14 protein-coding genes are annotated in these 20073 nt (G+C 69.3%); 4 read left to right on the top strand and 10 right to left on the bottom strand.

The window, feature by feature from the left end:
- Positions 1-313: 313 nt before the first annotated feature.
- On the top strand, positions 314-2203 hold the full coding sequence (locus ACFY9N_RS04495) for an ABC transporter ATP-binding protein (protein ID WP_391477074.1): 1890 nt from the start codon (positions 314-316) through the stop codon (positions 2201-2203).
- Positions 2200-4011, top strand: a complete 1812-nt coding sequence (locus tag ACFY9N_RS04500) for an ABC transporter ATP-binding protein (RefSeq protein ID WP_391477075.1) — start codon at positions 2200-2202, stop codon at positions 4009-4011. The genes ACFY9N_RS04495 and ACFY9N_RS04500 overlap by 4 nt, the downstream gene beginning before the upstream one ends.
- A gap of 103 nt (positions 4012-4114) precedes the next feature.
- Here ACFY9N_RS04500 and ACFY9N_RS04505 read toward each other — a convergent pair whose 3' ends face one another.
- Complete coding sequence (locus ACFY9N_RS04505; RefSeq protein ID WP_391477077.1) at positions 4115-4951, bottom strand: alpha/beta fold hydrolase; 837 nt, start codon at positions 4949-4951, stop codon at positions 4115-4117.
- Positions 4952-5161: 210 nt separating this feature from the next.
- Between ACFY9N_RS04505 and ACFY9N_RS04510 the strand changes: the two genes are divergently transcribed.
- Positions 5162-5998: a hypothetical protein gene (locus ACFY9N_RS04510; protein ID WP_391477078.1), complete on the top strand. Its 837-nt coding sequence runs from the start codon at positions 5162-5164 to the stop codon at positions 5996-5998.
- Positions 5999-6034: 36 nt separating this feature from the next.
- On the opposite strand, the gene ACFY9N_RS04515 is transcribed toward ACFY9N_RS04510, so the two are convergent.
- From ACFY9N_RS04515 to ACFY9N_RS04540, 6 genes are read right to left on the bottom strand one after another with little or no spacing between them, the layout of a single operon-like run.
- Positions 6035-7474, bottom strand: coding sequence for a GH1 family beta-glucosidase (locus ACFY9N_RS04515; protein WP_391477079.1), 1440 nt, complete (start codon positions 7472-7474; stop codon positions 6035-6037).
- On the bottom strand, positions 7471-9690 hold the full coding sequence (yicI, locus tag ACFY9N_RS04520; protein ID WP_391477081.1) for an alpha-xylosidase: 2220 nt from the start codon (positions 9688-9690) through the stop codon (positions 7471-7473). Before yicI ends, ACFY9N_RS04515 begins: the two co-directional genes overlap by 4 nt.
- A complete protein-coding gene (locus tag ACFY9N_RS04525) occupies positions 9687-12023 on the bottom strand; it encodes a glycoside hydrolase N-terminal domain-containing protein (protein ID WP_391477082.1) in 2337 nt (778 codons plus the stop codon). Before ACFY9N_RS04525 ends, yicI begins: the two co-directional genes overlap by 4 nt.
- A 3-nt stretch (positions 12024-12026) precedes the next feature.
- On the bottom strand, positions 12027-12971 hold the full coding sequence (locus tag ACFY9N_RS04530) for a carbohydrate ABC transporter permease (protein ID WP_391477084.1): 945 nt from the start codon (positions 12969-12971) through the stop codon (positions 12027-12029).
- Positions 12961-13899, bottom strand: a complete 939-nt coding sequence (locus ACFY9N_RS04535) for a carbohydrate ABC transporter permease (RefSeq protein WP_391477085.1) — start codon at positions 13897-13899, stop codon at positions 12961-12963. Before ACFY9N_RS04535 ends, ACFY9N_RS04530 begins: the two co-directional genes overlap by 11 nt.
- A 7-nt stretch (positions 13900-13906) precedes the next feature.
- Positions 13907-15214, bottom strand: coding sequence for an ABC transporter substrate-binding protein (locus tag ACFY9N_RS04540; RefSeq protein ID WP_391477087.1), 1308 nt, complete (start codon positions 15212-15214; stop codon positions 13907-13909).
- Between the two features lie 157 nt (positions 15215-15371).
- On the opposite strand from ACFY9N_RS04540, the gene ACFY9N_RS04545 reads away from it, so the two are divergent.
- The gene (locus ACFY9N_RS04545) at positions 15372-16343 is read left to right on the top strand and encodes an acetylxylan esterase (protein ID WP_391477089.1); all 972 of its coding nucleotides are present in this window, start codon (positions 15372-15374) and stop codon (positions 16341-16343) included.
- On the opposite strand, the gene ACFY9N_RS04550 is transcribed toward ACFY9N_RS04545, so the two are convergent.
- The 3 genes from ACFY9N_RS04550 to ACFY9N_RS04560 form a co-directional block, all read right to left on the bottom strand.
- Positions 16344-18344, bottom strand: coding sequence for a beta-galactosidase (locus ACFY9N_RS04550; protein ID WP_391477091.1), 2001 nt, complete (start codon positions 18342-18344; stop codon positions 16344-16346).
- 13 nt (positions 18345-18357) lie between these two features.
- Entirely contained in the window at positions 18358-19488 is a 1131-nt protein-coding gene (locus ACFY9N_RS04555; RefSeq protein WP_391477092.1) for an ROK family protein, read from the bottom strand.
- A 109-nt stretch (positions 19489-19597) separates the two neighbouring features.
- Positions 19598-20056, bottom strand: coding sequence for a GNAT family N-acetyltransferase (locus ACFY9N_RS04560; RefSeq protein WP_391477094.1), 459 nt, complete (start codon positions 20054-20056; stop codon positions 19598-19600).
- Positions 20057-20073: the final 17 nt, after the last annotated feature.

A 20073-nucleotide genomic window follows, 5' to 3' on the forward strand; every position in this document is an offset into this window, starting at 1 on the left:
CCGGGCGAGGAGAGAGGAATTCCTCTTGCGCTCAGCTTGTTCACAGCAATAGGCTGGAGGGCTGTCGCACCGACCGGACGACACCGCCGAGCCCTGAGGAGGACACCATGACCACGATCCTGGTCACGCAGATCGCAGCTCTCGGCACGACCCCGGTGCGCACTTTCCACTAGAGCCGCACCGCGCTCCGCGCCCTGCCTCTCCGCCGCCTCATCCCCGCCGGACGCCGGACTCGACGAGTCCGCTGCACTCCCCGAGACCGCTCGGCGTCCGCCTGCTTCGCAACCTCTTCCGTACGAACCGTCTGAGAGACATGTCTTCCTCGCAGAATCCCCCCGCTCCCTCCTCCCTGTCGACCGCCGCAGCGCTGTGGCGGCTCAAGCCCTTCGTCCGCCCCGTCATCTGGCGACTCGCCGGCGGTGCCGCCAGCGCGCTCGCCGCGGCGATCATCGCGTTGATGATCCCGATCGTGCTCGAACAGATCATCCGCGGTCCGGTGCAGACCGGCGAGCTCGGTGCCATCGTGTGGGGCGCCGTCGCCGTGCTCGGCCTCGCCCTCGGCGAAGCCGTGATGGTGTTCCTTCGCCGCCAGTTCGTGCTCAAGCCGTCGACCGAGGTCGAGTACCGCATGCGCACCGATCTCTACGCGCGGCTGCAGACCCTGCCCGTGGCGTTCCACGACCGCTGGCAGTCGGGCCAGCTGCTCAGTCGCATGATGCAGGACATCAGCCTCATCCGCCGCTGGCTCGCCTTCGGCCTCGTGCTGCTCGTCGTGAACATCCTCATGATCATCATCGGAGCGGCGCTGCTGTTCCGGTGGCATTGGTTGCTGGGCACCATCTTCATCGTCACCGCTATCCCGCTGTGGATCCGCGGCTACCTCTTCGAGAAGCGCTACGGCGCACTCACCCGCCGCAGCCAGGACCAGGCGGGCGACCTCGCCACCAGCGTCGAGGAGAGCGTGCACGGCATCCGCGTGCTCAAGGCTTTCGGCCGGGGCAAGCACGCCCTCAGCCGCTTCAGCCGTCAGGCCGAGACGCTGCGTGAGACCGAGATGAGCAAGGCCGGAGCGATCGCCTCGATCTGGTTCTGGCTCGATCTCATGCCGCAGATCGCCTTCGGCCTGAGCCTGATGTCGGGCATCTGGCTCATCTCGCAGGGCGCGATCGAGTTGCCCGAGCTGTTCGCCTTCTTCGCGATGGCGACGGTGCTGCGGTGGCCGATCGAGTCGATCGGATTCCTGTTCTCGTTCATGCTCGACGCCCGCACAGCGACCGACCGCGTGTTCGAGATCTTCTCCGAGACGAACACGATCACCGACCCCGAGAACCCCGTGCACATCGAGAAGCCGCGGGGCGAGCTCGCCTTCCGGAAGGCGCACTTCCGCTATCAGGACGCGGGGGCGCAGGAGCGCGATCTGCTCGACGGCATCGACCTCGTGCTGCGGCCGGGCGAGACCATGGCGCTGGTCGGTCTCACCGGCAGCGGCAAGACCACGCTCACCACGCTCCCGACGCGCCTCTACGACGTGACCGACGGTTCGGTGACGCTCGACGGTGTCGACGTGCGCGACCTGCCGCTGGCCGAGCTGCGCCAGCACATCGCGATGGCATTCGAGGACGCGACGCTGTTCTCGGCGACCGTGCGTGAGAACGTGCTGCTCGGACGCGCCGAGCTCGACGTGCACAGCGAGGAGGCCGAGCGCGTGCTGCGCGAAGCCCTCGAGGTCGCCCAGGCGTCGTTCGTCGACGCGCTGCCCGACGGCGTCGAGACGGTCATCGGCGAAGAGGGGCTGAGCCTCTCGGGCGGACAGCGCCAGCGACTCGCGCTCGCCCGCGCGGTCGCCGCGAAACCGAAGGTGCTCGTGCTCGACGACCCCCTCTCGGCGCTCGACGTCGACACCGAGGCGCTCGTCGAGGAGGCTCTCCGCCACGTGCTCGCCGACACCACCGCGATGATTGTCGCGCACCGGCCGTCGACCGTCGCGCTCGCCGATCGCGTCGCGCTGCTCGAGGCCGGTCGCATCACCGCCGTCGGCACGCACAGCGAGCTGCTGCGCACCAGTCGGCACTACCGTCACGTCATCTCCAGCCTCGAGGCCGAGGAAGCGGCGCGCACCGGCGCGATTCCCGTCATCCGCGACGAGCAAGGCGATGACATCGCCGACGAAGATCTGATCACCGAGAAGGAGGTGCGGTCATGAGCGCTCTCATCGGAACGCAGGACGAAGACCGCTCCCGGTACACCAAAGAGGAGAGCCGGGCCATCCGGCAGCGCTCGCTGCGTCTGCTCGGCTCGCTCGTGCGTCCGCTGAAGGCGCGGATCGTGCTGGCGGCCGTGGTGCTCGTCATCTCGACGGCGTTGCAGGTCGCCGGCCCCATCCTCATCAGCATCGGGCTCGACCGCGCGCTACCCGCCGTGATCGAGCACTCCGACTGGATGCCGACCTTCATGATCGGCGGCGTCTACCTGCTCGCGGGCGCCGTGGCGGCCGCGATGATCGCCTGGTACGTCATCATCGCGGCGAAACTGACGCAGGCGGTGCTGCTCGATCTGCGCAAGCGGATCTTCCTGCACACCCAGCGCCTGAGCCTCGAGTTCCACGAGTCGTACACCTCCGGGCGCATCATCTCGCGCCAGACGAGCGACCTCGACTCGATCCGCGAGCTGCTCGACGGCGGCCTGAACGAGCTCGTCTCCGGCGTGCTCTTCGGGCTCTTCACCTTCATCGCGCTGTGCATCTGGGACTGGCAGTCCGGACTCATCCTCGCGATCGCAGGTGTTCCGCTGTTCTTCCTCATGCGGTGGTTCTACTCGCGCTCGCAGCTCGTCTACCGCGAGTCGCGCGTCATCAGCGCCCAGGTGATCGTGCAGTTCGTCGAGACCATGACCGGCATCCGTGCGGTCAAGGCGTTCCGCAAAGAGCCGCGCAACGACGTCGCCTTCCAGACGGTCTCCGGCGAGTACCGCGACGTCAACCGGCGCTCGCTCCTGCTCTTCGGTACTTTCGAGCCGGGTCTGATGGGCGTCGCGGCGCTCACGCTCGGGATCGTGGTGCTCTGGGGCGGCATCCGGGTCGCCGAGGGTGCGCTGACCGTCGGTGTGCTGCTGTCGGCCGTGCTGTACGTGCGCAACTTCTTCGCTCCCATGCAGGAGATCGCGATGTTCCTCAACTCCTACCAGTCGGCCACGGCCGCGCTGGAGAAGGTGTCGGGCGTGCTCGAGGAGGTCCCGACGGTGCCGGACCCCGAGAAGCCGGTCGATCTGTGGGAGTCGCGCGGGCACGTCCGGTTCGACGAGGTGACCTTCGGGTACAACGGCGAGAAGACGATCCTCCCGAACTTCTCGCTCGACATCCCCGCGGGGCAGACGATCGCACTGGTCGGCACGACCGGCGCGGGAAAGTCGACGCTGGCGAAGCTCATCTCGCGGTTCTACGACCCCTCGAAGGGCACGGTGACGCTCGACGGCGTCGACCTGCGCTCGCTGCACCCGAAGGATCTCCGCCGCGCGATCGTCATGGTCACCCAGGAGGCCTACCTGTTCAGCGGAACGGTCGCCGACAACATCGCTCTCGGCAAGCCCGACGCCTCGCTCGATGAGATCCGCGCGGCCGCGCGTGCCGTCGGGGCGGACGGGTTCATCGAGGCGTTGCCGGACGGCTACGGCACCGACGTCAACAAGCGCGGAGGCCGCGTATCTGCCGGTCAGCGTCAGTTGATCTCGTTCGCCCGTGCCTTCCTCGCGGACCCCGCGGTGCTGATCCTCGACGAGGCGACGGCGTCGCTCGACATCCCCTCGGAGCGGCTGATCCAGGATGCCCTGCAGACGCTGCTCGCCGACCGGACGGCGATCATCATCGCGCACCGCCTGTCGACCGTCGCGATCGCCGACCGCGTTCTCGTGATGGAGCATGGGGAGATCATCGAGGACGACACCCCTGACGCGCTGATCGGCGGCACGGGCAAGTTCGCCCAGCTGCACGCGGCGTGGCAGGAGACGCTCGTCTGACGCGACACTGATCGCCCCGCCCGCCGCATGCGGCATCACACGACGGAACGGCGCACCCCGGGAGACCCGGGGTGCGCCGTTCCTGCGCGGGGAATGCTCTCGATCAGGCCTGGATGAACGCCAGGATGTCGGGGTTGATCACGTCGGCGTGCGTGGTGAGCATGCCGTGCGCGTAGCCCTCGTAGATCTTGAGGGTCGAGTCGGCGAGCAGCTCGGCCTGCTTCACGGCGGCGTCCTTGTACGGGACGACCTGGTCGTCGTCTCCCTGCAGCACGAGCACCGGCACGGTGATCGCCTTCAGGTCCTCGGTCTGGTCGGTCTCGGAGAACGCCTTGATGCCCTCGTAGTGGGCGAGCGCGCTGCCGGTCATGCCTTGACGCCACCAGTTGGCGACGACCGGCTCCGAGAGTTCGACGCCCTCGCGGTTGAATCCGTAGAACGGGCCGGAGGCCACGGCCTGGAAGAACTCCGCACGGTTCGTCGCGAGTGCCTCGCGGAAGCCGTCGAAGACGGCGATCGGCGTGCCCTCGGGGTTCGCTTCGGTCTGCACCATCAGCGGCGGGACGGCCGAGACGAGCACTGCCTTCGCAACGCGCCCCTGGGGCTGACCGTACTTCGCGACGTAGCGGGCGACCTGGCCGCCGCCGGTCGAGTGGCCGATGTGCACGGCGTTGCGGAGATCGAGGTGCTCGACGACCGCCGACGCGTCACTGGCGTAGTGATCCATGTCGTGCCCGGTGCCGATCTGCGACGAGCGTCCGTGGCCGCGGCGGTCGCTGGCGACGACGCGGAAGCCCTTCGAGAGGAAGTACAGCATCTGCGCGTCCCAGTCATCCGACGAGAGCGGCCAGCCGTGGTGGAACATGATGGGCTGGGCGTCGCGGGGACCCCAGTCCTTGAAGAAGATCTCCGCGCCGTCTTCCGTGGTTACGAATCCCATGAGGGGCCTCCATCGTTCGGTGCCGCGCCGAATCGTGATCGGTGCGGCGGTGTGGGCTTGTGCGCCCATCGGGGAGTGATGAGCAGGTTCAACGTAACCCCGCCGGGCACGCCGTGGAAGGGGTTTCGGGCAGGACTCGACACCTGTTCAGTGAGGTTCCCTCCGCGGTCCTGCCCAGCGCCCCTCGGACCTGATCGATAGCATCGGAGGATGGACCCGTTGATGCTGCTCGGGGAGTGGTGGTGGATCGCGGCCGTCGGTGCCGGCGGTGTCACTGCGGGTGCCATCGGACTGCGGCGGCGCAGTACCCGCAGCGGTCGGCGTCTCGCCGTCGACGCCGCACGCCACGATCTGAGAGCGGCGAAGGTCGTCGTGATCGAGAAGCGGGCGGCCGTGAAGGTCGCGCGCGCCGACCACACCCGCATCGCCGCCGAGCGCACTGCGCGCCGCGCGACGGCCGAGCACGTGGCCAGCGCGAAGCGGATGCTGCGCGACGCCGAGCGGGACGCGAAGGCGGCCGCGGCCGATGTGCGCGCGAAGCAGGTGCGGCTGAACGCGGCCCGCGCCGCATTGCCCGCGGCATCCGCCCCTCGACCGCTCGAGCGGTTGCGCGCCGACCACGATGCGATTGTCGCGCGGTGGATGACCTACGAGACCGACCCGGGGCTGCAGATCGCGTACCCGGCGATGTCCGACGTGAAGCAGCCGGCGACGGCGGCCTACTTCCGTGCGGCGAATCGTGCCGCCGAGGCGCGGCGCACGGCGGGAGAGCGCCCCACGCCCGCGGAGTTCGCCGACTACCGCGATGCCGTCGACGCCCTCGCCCGCGCCTTCGAGATCGCCGAGCACACGGCGCGGGGGCGGGGAGACGCCACGGCGTCGACGGGGTGGCAGGAAGCCGCTCAGGACGCGATCTCGCGCTCCGCCGAGGCGATCGATCGGGCGGCGGGGGCAGCGGCATCCGCGTTCGCCGCGTGGTCCGCGCGCAAGCGCCCGCGCGACGACGAGGGCGACGGCCGCGACGAACGCGACCGCCGCGACCGCTGAGACCCCGAGGTAGTCCCCGGGATCCCCGCGGCTCGATCAGGCGGTGATCGTGCGACTGCGCACCAGCTCGCGGTACCAGTGCCCCGAGTCCTTCACGGTGCGCTCGAGGGTGTCGAAGTCGACCCGCACGATGCCGAAGCGCTTGGCGTAACCGTAGCCCCACTCGAAGTTGTCGAGCAGCGACCAGACGAAGTACCCGCGCAGGTCGACGCCGCGCTCGATGGCACGGTGCGCGGCGGTGAAGTGGCGGCGCAGGTAGTCGGTGCGCTCGGGGTCGGGCACGGTCCCGTCGGCCGCGACCTCGTCGTCGAAGGCGGCCCCGTTCTCGGTGACCATGAGCGCCTGCTCGGGGAACTGCTCCGACAGCGACACGAGCAGTTCCTCGAGTCCCTCTGGCGCGATGTTCCAGCCCATCGCCGTGTACGGACCGGGCTGCTCGACGAACTCCACGAGCTGATCGCTGCCCGGCCAGGCCGTTCCGCCCTCGGTGCCCTTGTGCCCGTCGTTCTGCTGCCTCGGCGAGATGCCGTCCCAGAGGCGCACGGTCGCGGTCGAGTAATAGTTGACGCCGAGCACATCGATCGGCTGATGGATGGCGGCGAGGTCGCCGTCCTGCACGAACGACCAGTCGGTCACCGACGACGTGTCCTCGAGCAGGTCAGCGGGATACTCGCCGCGCAGCATCGGGCCGGTGAACGCGCGGTTCGCCAGCGCGTCGATGCGTCGCATCGCCTCGGCCGCACCGTCGCCCTCTCCGCGCAGCACATGGAAGTTGAGGGTGACCGAGTAGTCCGGGTCGCCCGTCGACGTGGCCCGCAGCGCCTGCACCGCGCGTCCGTGCGCGAGGTTGAGGTGATGCACGGCCGACAGGGCGGATGCCGGTTCGTGCCGCCCCGGGGCGTGCCCGCCCTGACCGTAGCCGAGGTAGGCGGAGCACCACGGCTCGTTGAGGGTCGTCCAGGTGTGCACGCGATCGCCGAGGGCCGCGCCCATGATCTCGGCGTACCGCTCGAAGGCGTCGGTGGTGGCCCGCGAGGTCCAGCCTCCGGCATCCTCGAGGTACTGCGGCAGGTCCCAGTGGTACAGCGTGGCGACGGGACGGATGCCGCGGGCGAGCAGCCCGTCGACGAGACGCGAGTAGAAGTCGATCCCGGCCGGGTTCACCTCGCCGTTCGCTGCGGGGACGATGCGGGGCCAGGCGATGGAGAACCGGTAGGCCTGCAGGCCGAAGTCGGCCATCAGATCAAGATCCTCCTCGGTGCGGTGGTAATGGTCGCACGCCACGTCTCCCGTGTCGCCGTTCCACACCTTGCCGGGGGTCTTGCTGAACGTGTCCCAGATCGACGGGGTGCGCCCGTCCTCGGCCGCGGCACCCTCGATCTGGTACGACGCGGTCGCCGAACCAAACGTGAACTCCGCCGGGAGGATGAGTCCCGAGCCCCGGTAGTCGTCGCGGGGGGTGAACAGCGTGGTCATGCGGTGATCTCCTCGAGGTCGGCCGTGTAGGTCTCGGTGCGACCGTCGGGATTCGTGACGGTGACGGCCGCGGTGCCGGTGCCGCCCGCGAAGACGCGCAGCTGCAATCCGTCATGGTAGTCGTAGTCGGGCCGGTCGACCCGGGCGCCCCAGGGGAGGACGGTGCCGTCGCGCACGTAGATCGGCAGGCTCGTGAACCCGTGCCGTTCGCGTCGCCACGAACCGCCCGACACGCGCTCGCCGGTCAGGAGGTGCGTCCACCCGCCTTCCGGCAGGTAGAACTCGACCTCTCCGTCGGCGGAGAAGACGGGGGCGACGAGGATGTCGGCTCCCAGCATGTACTGCCGATCGAGGTACGCGACCGCCGGGTCGTGGGGATAGGCCAGCGCCATCGGACGCATGACCGGGGCGCCGCTCGTCGCCGACTCGAGCGCGGCGGCGTAGAGATAGGGCATGAGTCGCATCTTCAGCTGCGAGAACACCCGCGTGACCTCGACCGCCTCCTCGTCGAACGCCCACGGCACCCGGTACGAGCGCGACCCGTGGAAGCGGCTGTGACTGGACAGGAATCCGAACGCGATCCAGCGCTTGAAGACCGCGGGATCGGGGGTGCCCTCGAAACCGCCGATGTCGTGGCTCCAGAAGCCGAAGCCGCCGAACGCGAGCGAGAGGCCGCCGCGTAGGGTCTCGGCCATCGAGACGAACGTCGACGCGCTGTCGCCGCCCCAGTGCACGGGGAACCGGTGGCCGCCGACCGTCGCCGAGCGGGCGAACACCACGGCATCCGTGCCGTCGCGCTCCTGCAGAACCTCGAACACGGCTTCGTTGTACAGCTGCGCGAACCGGTTGTGCATGCCCTCGGGCGCGCTGCCGTCGTACCACTGCACGTCGAGCGGCACACGCTCGCCGAAGTCGGTCTTGAACGTGTCGACGCCCTGCGCCACCAGCCCGCGCAGCTTGTCCTGGTACCACGTGCGTGCCGCGGGGTTGGTGAAGTCGACGATCGCCATGCCGGCCTGCCACATGTCCCACTGCCACACGCTGCCGTCCGGACGCCGCAGCAGGTATCCGCCGGCCCGAGCCTCCTCGAACAGGGGGGACCGCTGGCCGATGTACGGGTTGACCCAGACCGACACCCGGAGGCCGCGTGCGTGCAGACGCGCGAGCATGCCCTCCGGGTCGGGGAAGACCCGTGGATCCCATTCGAAGTCGCACCAGTTGAACTCGCGCATCCAGAAGCAGTCGAAGTGGAACACCGAGAGCGGCAGGTCGCGCTCGGCGAAGCCGTCGATGAACGAGTTCACGGTCTGCTCGTCATAATCGGTCGTGAAGCTCGTCGACAGCCACGTCCCGAACGACCAGGCCGGGGGCAGGGCCGGGCGACCCGTGAGGGCGGTGTACCGCTCGAGGATCTCGCGGGGCCCGGATCCGGCGATGACGTAGTACCGCAGGCGCTCGCCGGAGACGGCGAACTGGACGCGCTCGACATTCTCCGACCCGACCTCGAACGAGACGTGGCCCGGGTGGTCGACGAGGATGCCGTACCCGCGATTGGTCACGTAGAACGGCACGTTCTTGTACGCCTGCTCGCTGGAGGTGCCGCCGTCGGCGTTCCACGTCTCGATCGACTGCCCGTTCTTGACGAGCGGACCGAAGCGCTCGCCGAGACCGTAGACGAGCTCTCCCACGCCGAGCGCGAGTTGCTGGTGCAGGTAGCGCTGGGCGCCCCCGCCGCGGTGCGTACGCAGCTGATCCTCGAGCTGGCCGTCGAGCGCCACGGACGGGTCGACGTCGATCATCGCGATCGACTTCTCGTCGGCGCTGGTGAGGTGGCGCCCGTCGTCGTCGAACGACAGCGACCACCCCGCGCCCGCGCGCACGTGCGCGACGAGCGTGCCGCTGCGGAGCGTGCCGCCCGCACCGTCGATCACGATCTCGGAGGTCGTGTCGGTGTTCCCGAGACCCGGAAGATCGAAGCCTTCATGGGCGCGTCCGCCCGTGTGGTGCTCGATGGTCACGCCGATGACCCCGTCGAGAGGCGCATCCAGCGTCACGGTGAGCACCGGGCGGTTGAGGGTGTCGCCCCGCGTCTCGATGACCTTCGTGGGCGCGGTGACGATCAGGCGCCCCTCGCTCTCCGCGATGTCGCGAGCTTCGCGTGCGTACAGAGCGCTGACGCCTTCGCGCAGCTGCCAGAACCCGTCGGTGAATCTCACGGGTGGACCTCCTGGGTGGGGAACGAACGGGGGGAGAGGACGGTGGGGTGATCCGTGCCGACCGCGACGCGCACGGTGTGCTCGCCCCAGTGGACGGTGTGTTCGCCGGTCGCGCGCGCGGTGCGGGCGCGCAGGGAGGCCTCGACGAGGCATCCGTCCTGCCATGCGATGTCGACGACGAGCCCGGGGCGGGCGATCAGGCCCGAGACTCGGCCGTCGGCCAGGTCCTCGGGAACGGCGGGAAGCAGGCGGATGCCGTCGTGCGACTGCAGCAGCGCCTCGGCGAGCGCCCCGACGAAGCCGAGATTCGCATCGATCTGGAACGGCGGATGGGCGGCGAAGAGGTTGGGGTAGAGGCCACCGGCCCACGGTCCCGAGGCACGGCGAGCGTCGCGGAGTGCGAGGGCGAGGATCGCCGACACCCGGTCGGGGCGGCGCAGCCTCGCCCAGAGCGCGAGCTTCCAGATGAGTGACCAGCCGCTGGAGTCGTCGCCGCGACGATCGAGTGTCGTCGCGGCGGCCGCTCGGTGCGCCTCGTCCCACGGCTCGTCGCCGGGGAAGAGGCCGTAGAGCGCGCTGACGTGCCGGTGGTGCGGGTCCTCTTCGGGGCGCTCGCGATCCCATTCGAGGATCGTGCCGTTCGCTGCGATGGCCGGCTGAGACGGGAGCGAGGCGAGCCGAGCGGATGCCTGCGCCGCGACATCGTCATCGATCCCGAGCACCCGCGCCGCCTCGACGGTGCGGCGCAGCAGCGCGCGTACCAGTGCGGTGTCCATCGTCGTGGTCGCGACGACGGAGGCCGATACACTTCCGCCTCCGTCGAGGAGGAAAGCGTTCTCGGGCGAGGTCGCGAGCGATGTCGTCCCGTCCCGGTGCCAGACGAGGACGAACTCGGTGGCCGCGCGCAACGTCGGCCACACGCGGGCGAGGTCGTCTCGGCCTGCGGCGCCGAACTCCCATGGCTCGGTCAGCAGCGAGCCGAGCCATGCTCCGCCCAGTGGCCAGAACGACCAGCGCGGATCGCCCGCGCCGCGCCCGGGAGTCGTCGCGTACAACCACGCATCGGTGTTGTGGTGAACGGTCCAGCCCGGCGCGTCGTACAGGCGACGGGTCTGCGAGGCGGCGGCACGGGCCAGTGCGGTCGTGAAGTCCTCCAGCGGCCGCGCTTGGCTGGCGAGGTCGGTGACCTGGGCGCCCCAGTAGTTCATCTCGGTGTTGATGTTGAGCGTGTAGGCGCTGCCCCACGGCGGCCGCATCTCGGCGTTCCAGATGCCCTGCAGCGTCGCCGGCAACCCGCCGGGTCGGGAGGAGCAGACGAGGAGGTAGCGACCGTAGTCGAACAGCAGGGCCACGAGCCCGGGGTCGGCGGCGAGGATGCCGCGGGGGTCGCGCCGAGCCCGCGCGAACCGCTCGGCGGTGTCGATCTCGGCGGTGTCGATCTCGGTGTGCACGTCCTCGGGTCCGAGGCGCAGCTCGACCGTGCCGAGGCGGCGTGACGACGCCGATGCCGAGTCCTCGCGCAGGCTGCCCGCATCGATCGCGGACACGAGGTCCAGACGCGCGACGGCGTCGGCGAGGGCGTCCTTGGCCGTCCCCGCGGGTGCGCGGCCGGCACCCCGGAAGGTGGTCGCGGTGGCGATCAGCACCACCGTCCGTTCGGACTCGCGTCGCACCCGGGCGACGATCGCGGCCTGCACCGTCCCCTCGGCCCACTCCGCCGCCGGGAGATCCGGTTCGTGCCCGGGCGCGACGTCGCTGGGGAGCCGGAGCAGCAGCGCGGTGTCACTGCCGGCGAAGACCCGATCGGGTGCGTCGCCGTGTGCGCCGTGCAGAGGGGATGCCAGGCCCACCTCGACCTCGAGCGGGGCATCGATCACGTGCACCAGGACGCTGTGTTCGGCGGTGACGAACGTCGATGTGGCGACCGCATCCAGTGTCGAACGATGGATGCCCGTGCGCAGGTCGAGCGAACGCCGGAGGGGACCGCGTGCGGTCGTCGCCTCGGCATCCACGACATCGATCGTCGCCGTCCCGAGCGGGAGGAAGGACTGCGCGTACCGGGTCTGCAGCGCCTGCAGCGGAGCCTCCGCGCCGACCGGATCGTCGGCGGCGACCGCCGCGCGCGCCCGGGCCAGCAGCCGGGCGCTCTCGGCGGCATCCGGGCCTCCGTCGCGCATCTCGCTCGACGGAGAACCCGACCACGCCCCGACGTCGTTGAGGTGTACGACGGTGCGCGTGACGCCGCCGTCGGTCATCGCGCCGAGGCGCCCGTCGCCGAGCGGGAGGCACTCCAGCCAGGCGCCCGCCGCGCCGGTGAATCGGATCGAGCTCATGGATCAGCCGCGCACGCTTCCCGCGGTGAGTCCCGCGCGCCAGAACCGCTGCAGCGACAGGAAGACGATCGCGATCGGGATCACCGACACCAACGACCCGACGACGGTGAGGATCTGCAATCCGGGGATCGTGATGGATGCCTGGCTCCAGCCCGTGAGCCCGACCGTGAGCGGCATGAGTGACGAGTCGGTGAGGACGAGGAGCGGGAGGATGTAGCTGTTCCAGCTGCCGAGGAAGGCGAACAGCAGCACGGTCACCATGCCCGTCGACATGAGCCGGAGGCCGATCGTGCCGAAGATGCGGAACTCCCCGGCCCCGTCGAGCCGCGCTGCTTCGATCAGCTCGTGCGGCACCGACGACTGGGCGTAGATGAAGCACAGCAGAACGCCGAACGGGTACACCAGGGCCGGGAGGAGCAGACCGAGGTAGGTGTTGTTCAGGCCCATGCCGACGAGCAGCACGTACGTGGGCTGCGCGATGACCGTGCCGGGCACGAGCAGGCTGCCGAGGATGACCGCGACGAGCACGTTGCGCCCGCGGAACCGGTAGACCGCCAGCGCGTACCCGGTGATCGCGCAGACGAGCGTCGTGAACGCGGATCCGATCACGGAGTAGATGATCGAGTTGAGGCTCCATCGCCAGAAGATGCCGTTGTCGTAGGAGCTGAGGGCGGCCAGGTTGTCCCAGAGGTGCCAGTCCGCGAACGCGAATCCCGGTGTCGAGAAGAGATCGCCCGTGGACTTCGTCGACGCGATGACCAGCCACAGCACGGGAATGAGGAAGTACGCCGCGACCACGATCATGACGGCGGTGACCAGGACCATCCACCCGCGGTGCACGCGGTCGCCGTTGACGAACGTCGTGCGGCGGCGGCGATCGGGAGTTCCGGCCGTGACGAGGGCGCGGGTCGCCCCGACGGGCTCGGTGAGCAGGGTGTCAGATGCCATCGGATGCCGCCTTGGTCGTGCGCCGGTTGGCTGCGAGGAGGAGGAGCGAGACCACGAGCGTGGCGAGTCCCAGGATCACGGCCATCGCCGACGACAGGTTCGGATCCTTGCCGAGGGTCGAGGCGGCGTAGATCGCCATGTTGGGGGTGAAATCGCTGGGGATGTTGGAGGTGATCGACTGGAGCACCTGCGGTTCGTTGAACAGCTGGAGCGTGCCGATGACCGACGACAGGGTGGTGAGCAGCACGGCGGGCGCGATCATCGGGAGCTTGATCTGGAGCGCGGTGCGGATCTCGCCGGCGCCGTCGATGCGCGCGGCCTCGTACATCTCACGGGGGACGGACTGCAGCGCGGCGAACAGGATGATCATGTTGATGCCGATGAGCGACCAGAGATTGATGTTGCCGATCGACCACCACACGGTGCCCGGGGCGAGCAGATTCGCGTCGATGCCGAGCGACGACAGGAACTGCAGGATCGGGCTGACCGACGGCTGGTAGAGGAAGCCCCACAGCAGCGCGGCGATCACGCTCGGCACGGCGTAGGGGAGGAAGACGGCGAACTGGAAGAAGCGCTTGGCCTTGACCAGTGCCGTGTCGAAGAGCAGAGCGAGGCCTGCGGCGATCACCATCATGACCGGCACCTGGATCGCGCCGTACAGCAGCACCTTCGGGAAGCCGAGCAGGAAGTCGCTGTCGGCGAAGGCGCGGACGAAGTTGTCGAACCCGACGAAGTCGATGCTCGATCCGCCGAATCCCAGGCCCGCGGACTTCCGTGAGAAGAGGCTGTTGACGATGCCGACCACGATCGGCGCGACGAGGAAGATGAGGAAGAGGACGACGAACGGGGCGACGAATGCGTACGGCACCCAGGGCCTCCCGGCGCCGGAGAACCGGCGCCGGGAGGTCGTGGCGGCAGAGGTGGTCACGACCGGGTCACTCCTCGACGCTGAGGCCGCGCGACTTGAGGTCGGCGATGCCCGCCGCCTGCGCGACGTCGAGCGCCTCCAGGAATGTCTGCTGCCCGGCGACGACCTTCGCGAACTCGTCGAGGAGCGCAGTCTGGATCGTGCCGTAGTTCGGGCCCTCGACCCAGGTGTCGGGGGTGTTCTTCGCCGCGTCGATGAAGACCTCGTTGACGGTCTGGCCGCCGTAGAACTCCGACTCCTGCAGCAGCGCGGGCGAGGCGAGGCCGTTCTCCGTCGACGGGAAGAGCCCACCGACGGTGATCAGCGCCTCCTGCGTGTCATCCGATCCGTTCAGCCAGGCCGCGAACTTCGCGGCCGCTTCGGCGTTCTTCGTGTTCTTGAGCACGACGACCGCCGCACCGCCGGAATCGCCCGAGTTCTCGGAACCGGCGTTCGTGGGCATCGGCGCGACGCTCCACTTGCCCGCGAGGTCGGCCGCGTTCTCGGCGAGGATGCTGGGGAACCATGCCGCGTAGGTGATGGTCGCGATCTTGCCGCTGTTCACGAGCGCCCAGTACTCGGGCGTCCACATCAGCTCGGTCGTGACGAGTCCCTCGTCGAGCAGTGTCTGCCAACGTTCGGCGACGAGCTGGCTGCCCTCATCGTTGACGCCGACGGTCCAGGAGTCTCCGTCGATGCCGTACCAGCTGCTCTCGGCCTGCTGGATCTCCTGCGACCACTGGCCGATCTCACCGGGGGAGAGGTTGGCGATGTAGAGGTCGGGGTTCGCCGCCTTGAGGGTCCGCGCCGCATCGAGGTAGTCGTCCCAGGTCTCGGGGAACTCGATGCCGTATTCGGCGAAGATGTCGGTGCGGTACATCGTGCCCGCCGGGCCGATACCCTGCGGAACGCCGAAGACGCGGCCGTCGAACGAGACCGCCGCCCACGAGGCGGGGGTGTAGTCGTCGGCGTACTCCGACACGTAATCGGTGATGTCGACGACGCGCTCGGTGATCACGTACTCGGGAAGACCGTGCGTCGACAGCTGCACGAGGTCGGGTCCCTGACCCGCATCGACGGCGGCTTCGACCTTCTGCCCGTCGTCGCCGGTCATGCGGTGGAACGAGACCTGGATGTCGTCGTTCTCGTCGTTCCACTGGGCGACGAGGTCTTCGAGGCCGGGGACCCAGCCCCAGAAGTCGATGGTGACGGGCTCGTCGGCGCTGGGCTCGGAGCCGCCCGAGCAGGAGGCGAGAGCGGTGACGGCGAGGGCCGGCGCGAGGAGCGCGGCGGCCCAGCGTGCGGCGGTCCGCTTGCTGTGGCGGATCGATGTCATGGGAGAGTTCCTTTCAGACGGCGATGTCGGTGACCAGGAGGAGGCTTCATTGCCGGGCGAAGCCCAGTCGGAGGATGCTGGTGCTATTTTGTGTTGTGCTGAAACATAAAGTCAAGTGAGAATCCGAAATTGATCGGATGTATGCGGAGGAACTTCGATGCCCCTGACCGACCTGCCCCTCGAGCAGCTGCGCGATTTCCGACCGGAGGTCGCCGAACCCGCTGACTTCGATCGTTTCTGGGAGGACACGCTCGCCGAGTCTCGCGCGAGCGGAGGTGCGATCGAGCGCCGGGCCGCACTAACGCCCATCCGCGAGCTCATCGTGGAGGATCTCACCTTCCCGGGATTCGGCGGTGAGGCGATCCGCGCCTGGATCACCCGGCCGCAGCGCGAGGGGCGCCTGCCCGTGGTCGTCGAGTACATCGGGTACAACGGTGGGCGCGGCGTCGCCGGGGAGAAGCTGCAGTGGGCCGCGGCGGGATACGTGCACGTCCTCATGGACACGCGCGGGCAGGGGAGCGGCTGGGGGACCGGCGGGGATACGCCCGACCCGCACGGCTCAGAGGCGTCCGTTCCGGGCTTCATGACGCGCGGGATCAGTGACCCCGCCACGTACTACTACCGCAGGGTCTTCACCGACGGGGTGCGGCTCATCGATGCCGTCCGCGAGCTGCCGTTCGTCGACGCGGGGCGCATCGCCGTCACGGGCTCGAGTCAGGGTGGGGGGATCGCTCTCGCCGTCGGCGGTCTCGTCCATGGCCTCGTCGGCGTGCTCCCGGACGTGCCGTTCCTCTGCCATTTCGGGCGCTCCGTCCAGCTCACCCCCGACCAGCCGTTCATGGAGATCGCTCGGTACCTGGCCGTGCACCGCGACCAGGACGAGCGTGTGTTCCGCACGCTGTCGTACTTCGACGGCGTGAACTTCGCGCGTCGCGTCGCGGCGCCCGCACTTTTCTCGGTCGCCCTCATGGACGGCATCGTGCTGCCGTCGAGCGTCTTCGCCGCGTACAATCACCTCGCTGTCGACGATCGTGAGATCGCCGTGTACCCGTTCAACGGCCATGAGGGCGGGCAGACGCATCAATGGGTGCGCCAGGCCGAATGGCTCAGCGCGCGGTCGACGCCCTGATCACTCCCTGATCACGGCGACCGCGCCGGCGGCGAGGGCGAATCGGCCCTCGGCCGTCGCGCCCGAGAGCAGATCGTGCCCGCGTGCCGGTACGACGGCGTCTGTCGATCCATGGTTGAGCAGGAACAGCCAGGACGCGTCGTCGGCGACACGGCGCACGGCTTCGATCTGGTCGGATGACGGCAGCCGGCGGCGCACGCCGGCGTCGTCGACGACCCGATCCACGACCTCCGCGAATCCGGCGTCGATCAGGCCGGTGAGATGCCAGGCGCTGCCGCTCCCGGTCGGGTGCCGCGTGACAGCGGGCGATCCGTCGAGATCGCCCCCACGATGCACGTCGATCACCTCGGCTCCGGTCGTGCGCACGCGGGTGGAGATGTCGACGATCTCGGCGCCGGAGGAGAGAAGCAGTCGCTGATCCCGCAGCAGCGGCACGAGTTCTTCGCCCACGATACCGAGCAGGTCGCGGAATGCGCCGGGGTATCCTCCGAGGCGCACGCGGCTGTCGCCATCCACGATCCCCGAGAGCGGTCCGACCACGACGGTCGCACCGGCGTGGGCGGCGTCGCGGATGCTCGCGGCCGTCGCGTCATCGACGAGGTAGAGCGAGGGGACGACGATCAATGCGCGGCCCGTGAGATCGGACCGGGGAGGCACGATGTCGGGACCCAGCCCGCGCGCCGCCAGCGCCTCGAACCAGCGCCGCGCGTCGAGGTGCAGAGGGTGGTCGTGCAGGGGCTTCTGGCCGGCCTGCCACGCCCACAGCGACACGTCGTCGGTGACGATCGCGACCTCCGAGCGCTGCACGAGACTGCCGGCGACCTCTCCGATACGGCCGAGAGCGGCGCCGAGTGCGACGACCTCGCGCCACTGCCGGGTGTCGGCTCCGGCGTGCGGGACCATCGCCGAGTGGAACTGCTCTGCACCGGATGCCGAGGCGCGCCACTGGAAGAAGAGTGCGCCGTCCGCGCCGTGCGCGATGTGCTGCAGACTGTTGCGCGTCATCTCGCCCGGTGCTTTGGGGGGATTGCGGGGTTGCCAGTTGACGGCCGACGTGGAGTGCTCCATCACCAGCCACGGGCGAGACGCATCGAGGCCCCGCGTGCGGGTGGCGACGAACGAGAGTTCCCGCTCGCGATGCGGATCGTCGGCGATCGTGTAGTGGTCGATCGCGGTCACATCGAGGTCGTCGATCCAGCCCGCATAGTCCGCGACGCTGCCGTGCGGCGAGACCATCAGGTTCGTCGTGATCGGGGCGCGCACGCCGGTCGCGCGCAACGTGTCGCGTTCGAGTCGATAGTGATCTCGCAGGGCGTCGGAGCTGAACCGATCGAAGTCCAGCAGCAGCGAGGGGTTCTGCGCGGACTCGCTGTCGAGCGGCGCGATCACGTCGTCGAAGGTGCGGTAGCGATGCCCCCAGAAGGCGGTTCCCCATGCCGCGTTGAGGGCGTCGACCCGTTCGTAGCGGTGCTCGAGCCACGTGCGGAACGCCGCGGTCGAGGCGTCGCAGTAGCATCGCCGATTGCCGCCGCCGAGCTCGTTGCTCACATGCCACAGGGTCACCGCGGGGTGCGAACCGTAGCGATCACCGAGGCGCTCGACGATGCGCGTCGCGTGATGCTGCCACACGGGATGACTGGGGCACCATTGCAGACGGCCGCCCTGGTGATAGCGGATACCGCGTCGGTCCACGGGAAGGATCTCGGGGTGCGCGCGGTGCAGCCAGATCGGTGGGGAGGCGGTCGGTGTCGCCAGGTCGATGTCGATCTCGGCGTCGGCGAGCAGATCGGTGATGCGGTCGAACCAGCCCCAGTCCCACTGGTCGTCGTCGACTTCGAGCAGGCCCCAGGAGAACACGCCGAGGGTGACGGTGTTGACGCCCGCCTCGCGCATCAGTCGGATGTCGTCGACCCAGGTCGACTCGGGCCACTGCTCGGGGCTGTAGTCGCCGCCGAACAGGAGCGACGTGGGGCGGAAGGGGAGCGAAGCGGGGGAGGGCACGGGACCTCGCGATTCAGAGGACCAGGCGGATGGCGCTCACGGCCGCCGCCCAGGCGTAGTCGGCGAACTGGAAGGGGTGCAGCAGGACGGACGGCGTCTCGGCGGCCGGATCGAGCGCTTCGGCGATGGCCGAGGAGAGAAGATCGGGGAACGACTCGGCGAGGGGGAGGCCCTCACCCGTGAGGATCACCTTCTCGACGTCGACGATGCAGACCAGGTTCGAGATCACGATCCCGAGGGCTCGTACAGCGCTCTCGACGACCTCGACGTCCGCGGGCACCCCCTGAGCGGCGCGCGCGATGACCTCGTCGAACGGGCGACCGCCGGCGTGACGTTCGATCGCGGGGATGGTCACGAATGCCGAGGCGCACCCCACGTGGCCGCGGTCGCAGGTGGGACCGGTATCGGAGACGCGCAGGTGCCCGACTTTCCCGGGGTGCCCGTGAGCTCCGCGCAGCGGTTCGCCGCCGATCACGAGACCGGCGCCGATCCCCGCGCCGAGGCCGATGAGTGCCAACGAGCGGGCACCACGACCCGCGCCGAACCAGTGGTGGGCGGCGGTGAGCGACTGCACGTCGTTGCCGATCTCGGTCGGCAGGCCGCAGCGGTCGCTCACGAGATCGGCCAGCGGCACGTTCTCCCAGCCGAGGAAGTGCGAGCCGACGATGCGCCGGTGGCCCTGATCGCCCACCACGTCACCCGCGAGGCAGACGCCGACCGCGGAGATCCGTGGATGAGCAGTGAGAAGATCGGCGACGACCGTGCCGATCAGGTCGACGACGTCGTCGACCTCGCGGGAGGGGAGCGGATGCTCGACCGTGTCGATCACGGACGCCGACAGGTCGACGACCGCGGCGTAGAGTGCATCGCCGGTGAGCTTGATGCCGGCGAACTGCGCGGCATCCGCGCGCACGTGCAGGGTTTCCGACGGGCGTCCGCGTCCGGGACGCGCCTGTGCCTCGCCCTCGACGACGAATCCGAGATCGACGAGATCGCGCGAGAGGCGCGACAACGATGCGCGGGACATTCCCGTGCGCTGGGTGAGTTCGGCCCGTGAGCGAGAGCCGTGCACGAGCACCTCGAGCAGCACGCTGCGCTGCGCGTCGTGGAGAGCCGGCCACGACCAGGTCGACGAGAGGGACATGGTGCGAGCTTAGTGCTCTCTGGGCTTATTTTGTTCCGAGACGTGACGAAATCAGCCGAAGGCGACGGGGTCTCGATGGGGGAGGGGATTCGGGACCCCGCCGCCGGCTTCAGGAAGCGATGCGGATCGAGGCGATGACCTCGGCGTACTCCGTCTCGCCGACGGGCGTGAAGCCCACGCGCAGGAAGAACGCCTCGGGGCCGTCGTCGCCGGCCTCGTAGATCACGTCGACGTGGTCGAGGCCGCGCGAACGGGCCTCGTCGATCAGCTTCTCGACGGCGAACCGGCCGACGCCGCGGCCCTGGTCGTCGGCGTCGACGTTGATGCGCCACAGCACCGAGCGGAAGTGCTCCTCCGGAGCCTCGGGATCGAAGTTGGCGCTCACGAAGCCCACCACAGCGTCGCCGTCGAGGACGACCCGCTGCCACGACGTGGCCGGGTTGATGACGGTCGCTGCGATCCCGTACGAGACCGGAGCGAGGAACTGCTCCTGCCCGGGCTTGAGCGACATGTTGTTCACGGCAACGATCGTCGCAGCGGAGAGTTCGACCATGCGCAGTTCGGACATGACCCCAGGCTAACCCC

It is taken from the genome of Microbacterium sp. NPDC008134, assembly GCF_042957055.1.
In the GTDB taxonomy this organism is placed as follows: domain Bacteria; phylum Actinomycetota; class Actinomycetes; order Actinomycetales; family Microbacteriaceae; genus Microbacterium.

What these genes read in the sequence shown, in the direction of transcription:
- ACFY9N_RS04495 (WP_391477074.1), top strand. Translation starts at nt 314, where the DNA reads ATGTCTTCCTCGCAGAATCCCCCCGCTCCCTCCTCCCTGTCGACCGCC.
- ACFY9N_RS04500 (WP_391477075.1), top strand. Translation starts at nt 2,200, where the DNA reads ATGAGCGCTCTCATCGGAACGCAGGACGAAGACCGCTCCCGGTACACC.
- ACFY9N_RS04505 (WP_391477077.1), bottom strand. Translation starts at nt 4,951, where the DNA reads ATGGGATTCGTAACCACGGAAGACGGCGCGGAGATCTTCTTCAAGGAC.
- ACFY9N_RS04510 (WP_391477078.1), top strand. Translation starts at nt 5,162, where the DNA reads ATGGACCCGTTGATGCTGCTCGGGGAGTGGTGGTGGATCGCGGCCGTC.
- ACFY9N_RS04515 (WP_391477079.1), bottom strand. Translation starts at nt 7,474, where the DNA reads ATGACCACGCTGTTCACCCCCCGCGACGACTACCGGGGCTCGGGACTC.
- ACFY9N_RS04525 (WP_391477082.1), bottom strand. Translation starts at nt 12,023, where the DNA reads ATGAGCTCGATCCGATTCACCGGCGCGGCGGGCGCCTGGCTGGAGTGC.
- ACFY9N_RS04530 (WP_391477084.1), bottom strand. Translation starts at nt 12,971, where the DNA reads ATGGCATCTGACACCCTGCTCACCGAGCCCGTCGGGGCGACCCGCGCC.
- ACFY9N_RS04540 (WP_391477087.1), bottom strand. Translation starts at nt 15,214, where the DNA reads ATGACATCGATCCGCCACAGCAAGCGGACCGCCGCACGCTGGGCCGCC.
- ACFY9N_RS04545 (WP_391477089.1), top strand. Translation starts at nt 15,372, where the DNA reads ATGCCCCTGACCGACCTGCCCCTCGAGCAGCTGCGCGATTTCCGACCG.
- ACFY9N_RS04555 (WP_391477092.1), bottom strand. Translation starts at nt 19,488, where the DNA reads ATGTCCCTCTCGTCGACCTGGTCGTGGCCGGCTCTCCACGACGCGCAG.
- ACFY9N_RS04560 (WP_391477094.1), bottom strand. Translation starts at nt 20,056, where the DNA reads ATGTCCGAACTGCGCATGGTCGAACTCTCCGCTGCGACGATCGTTGCC.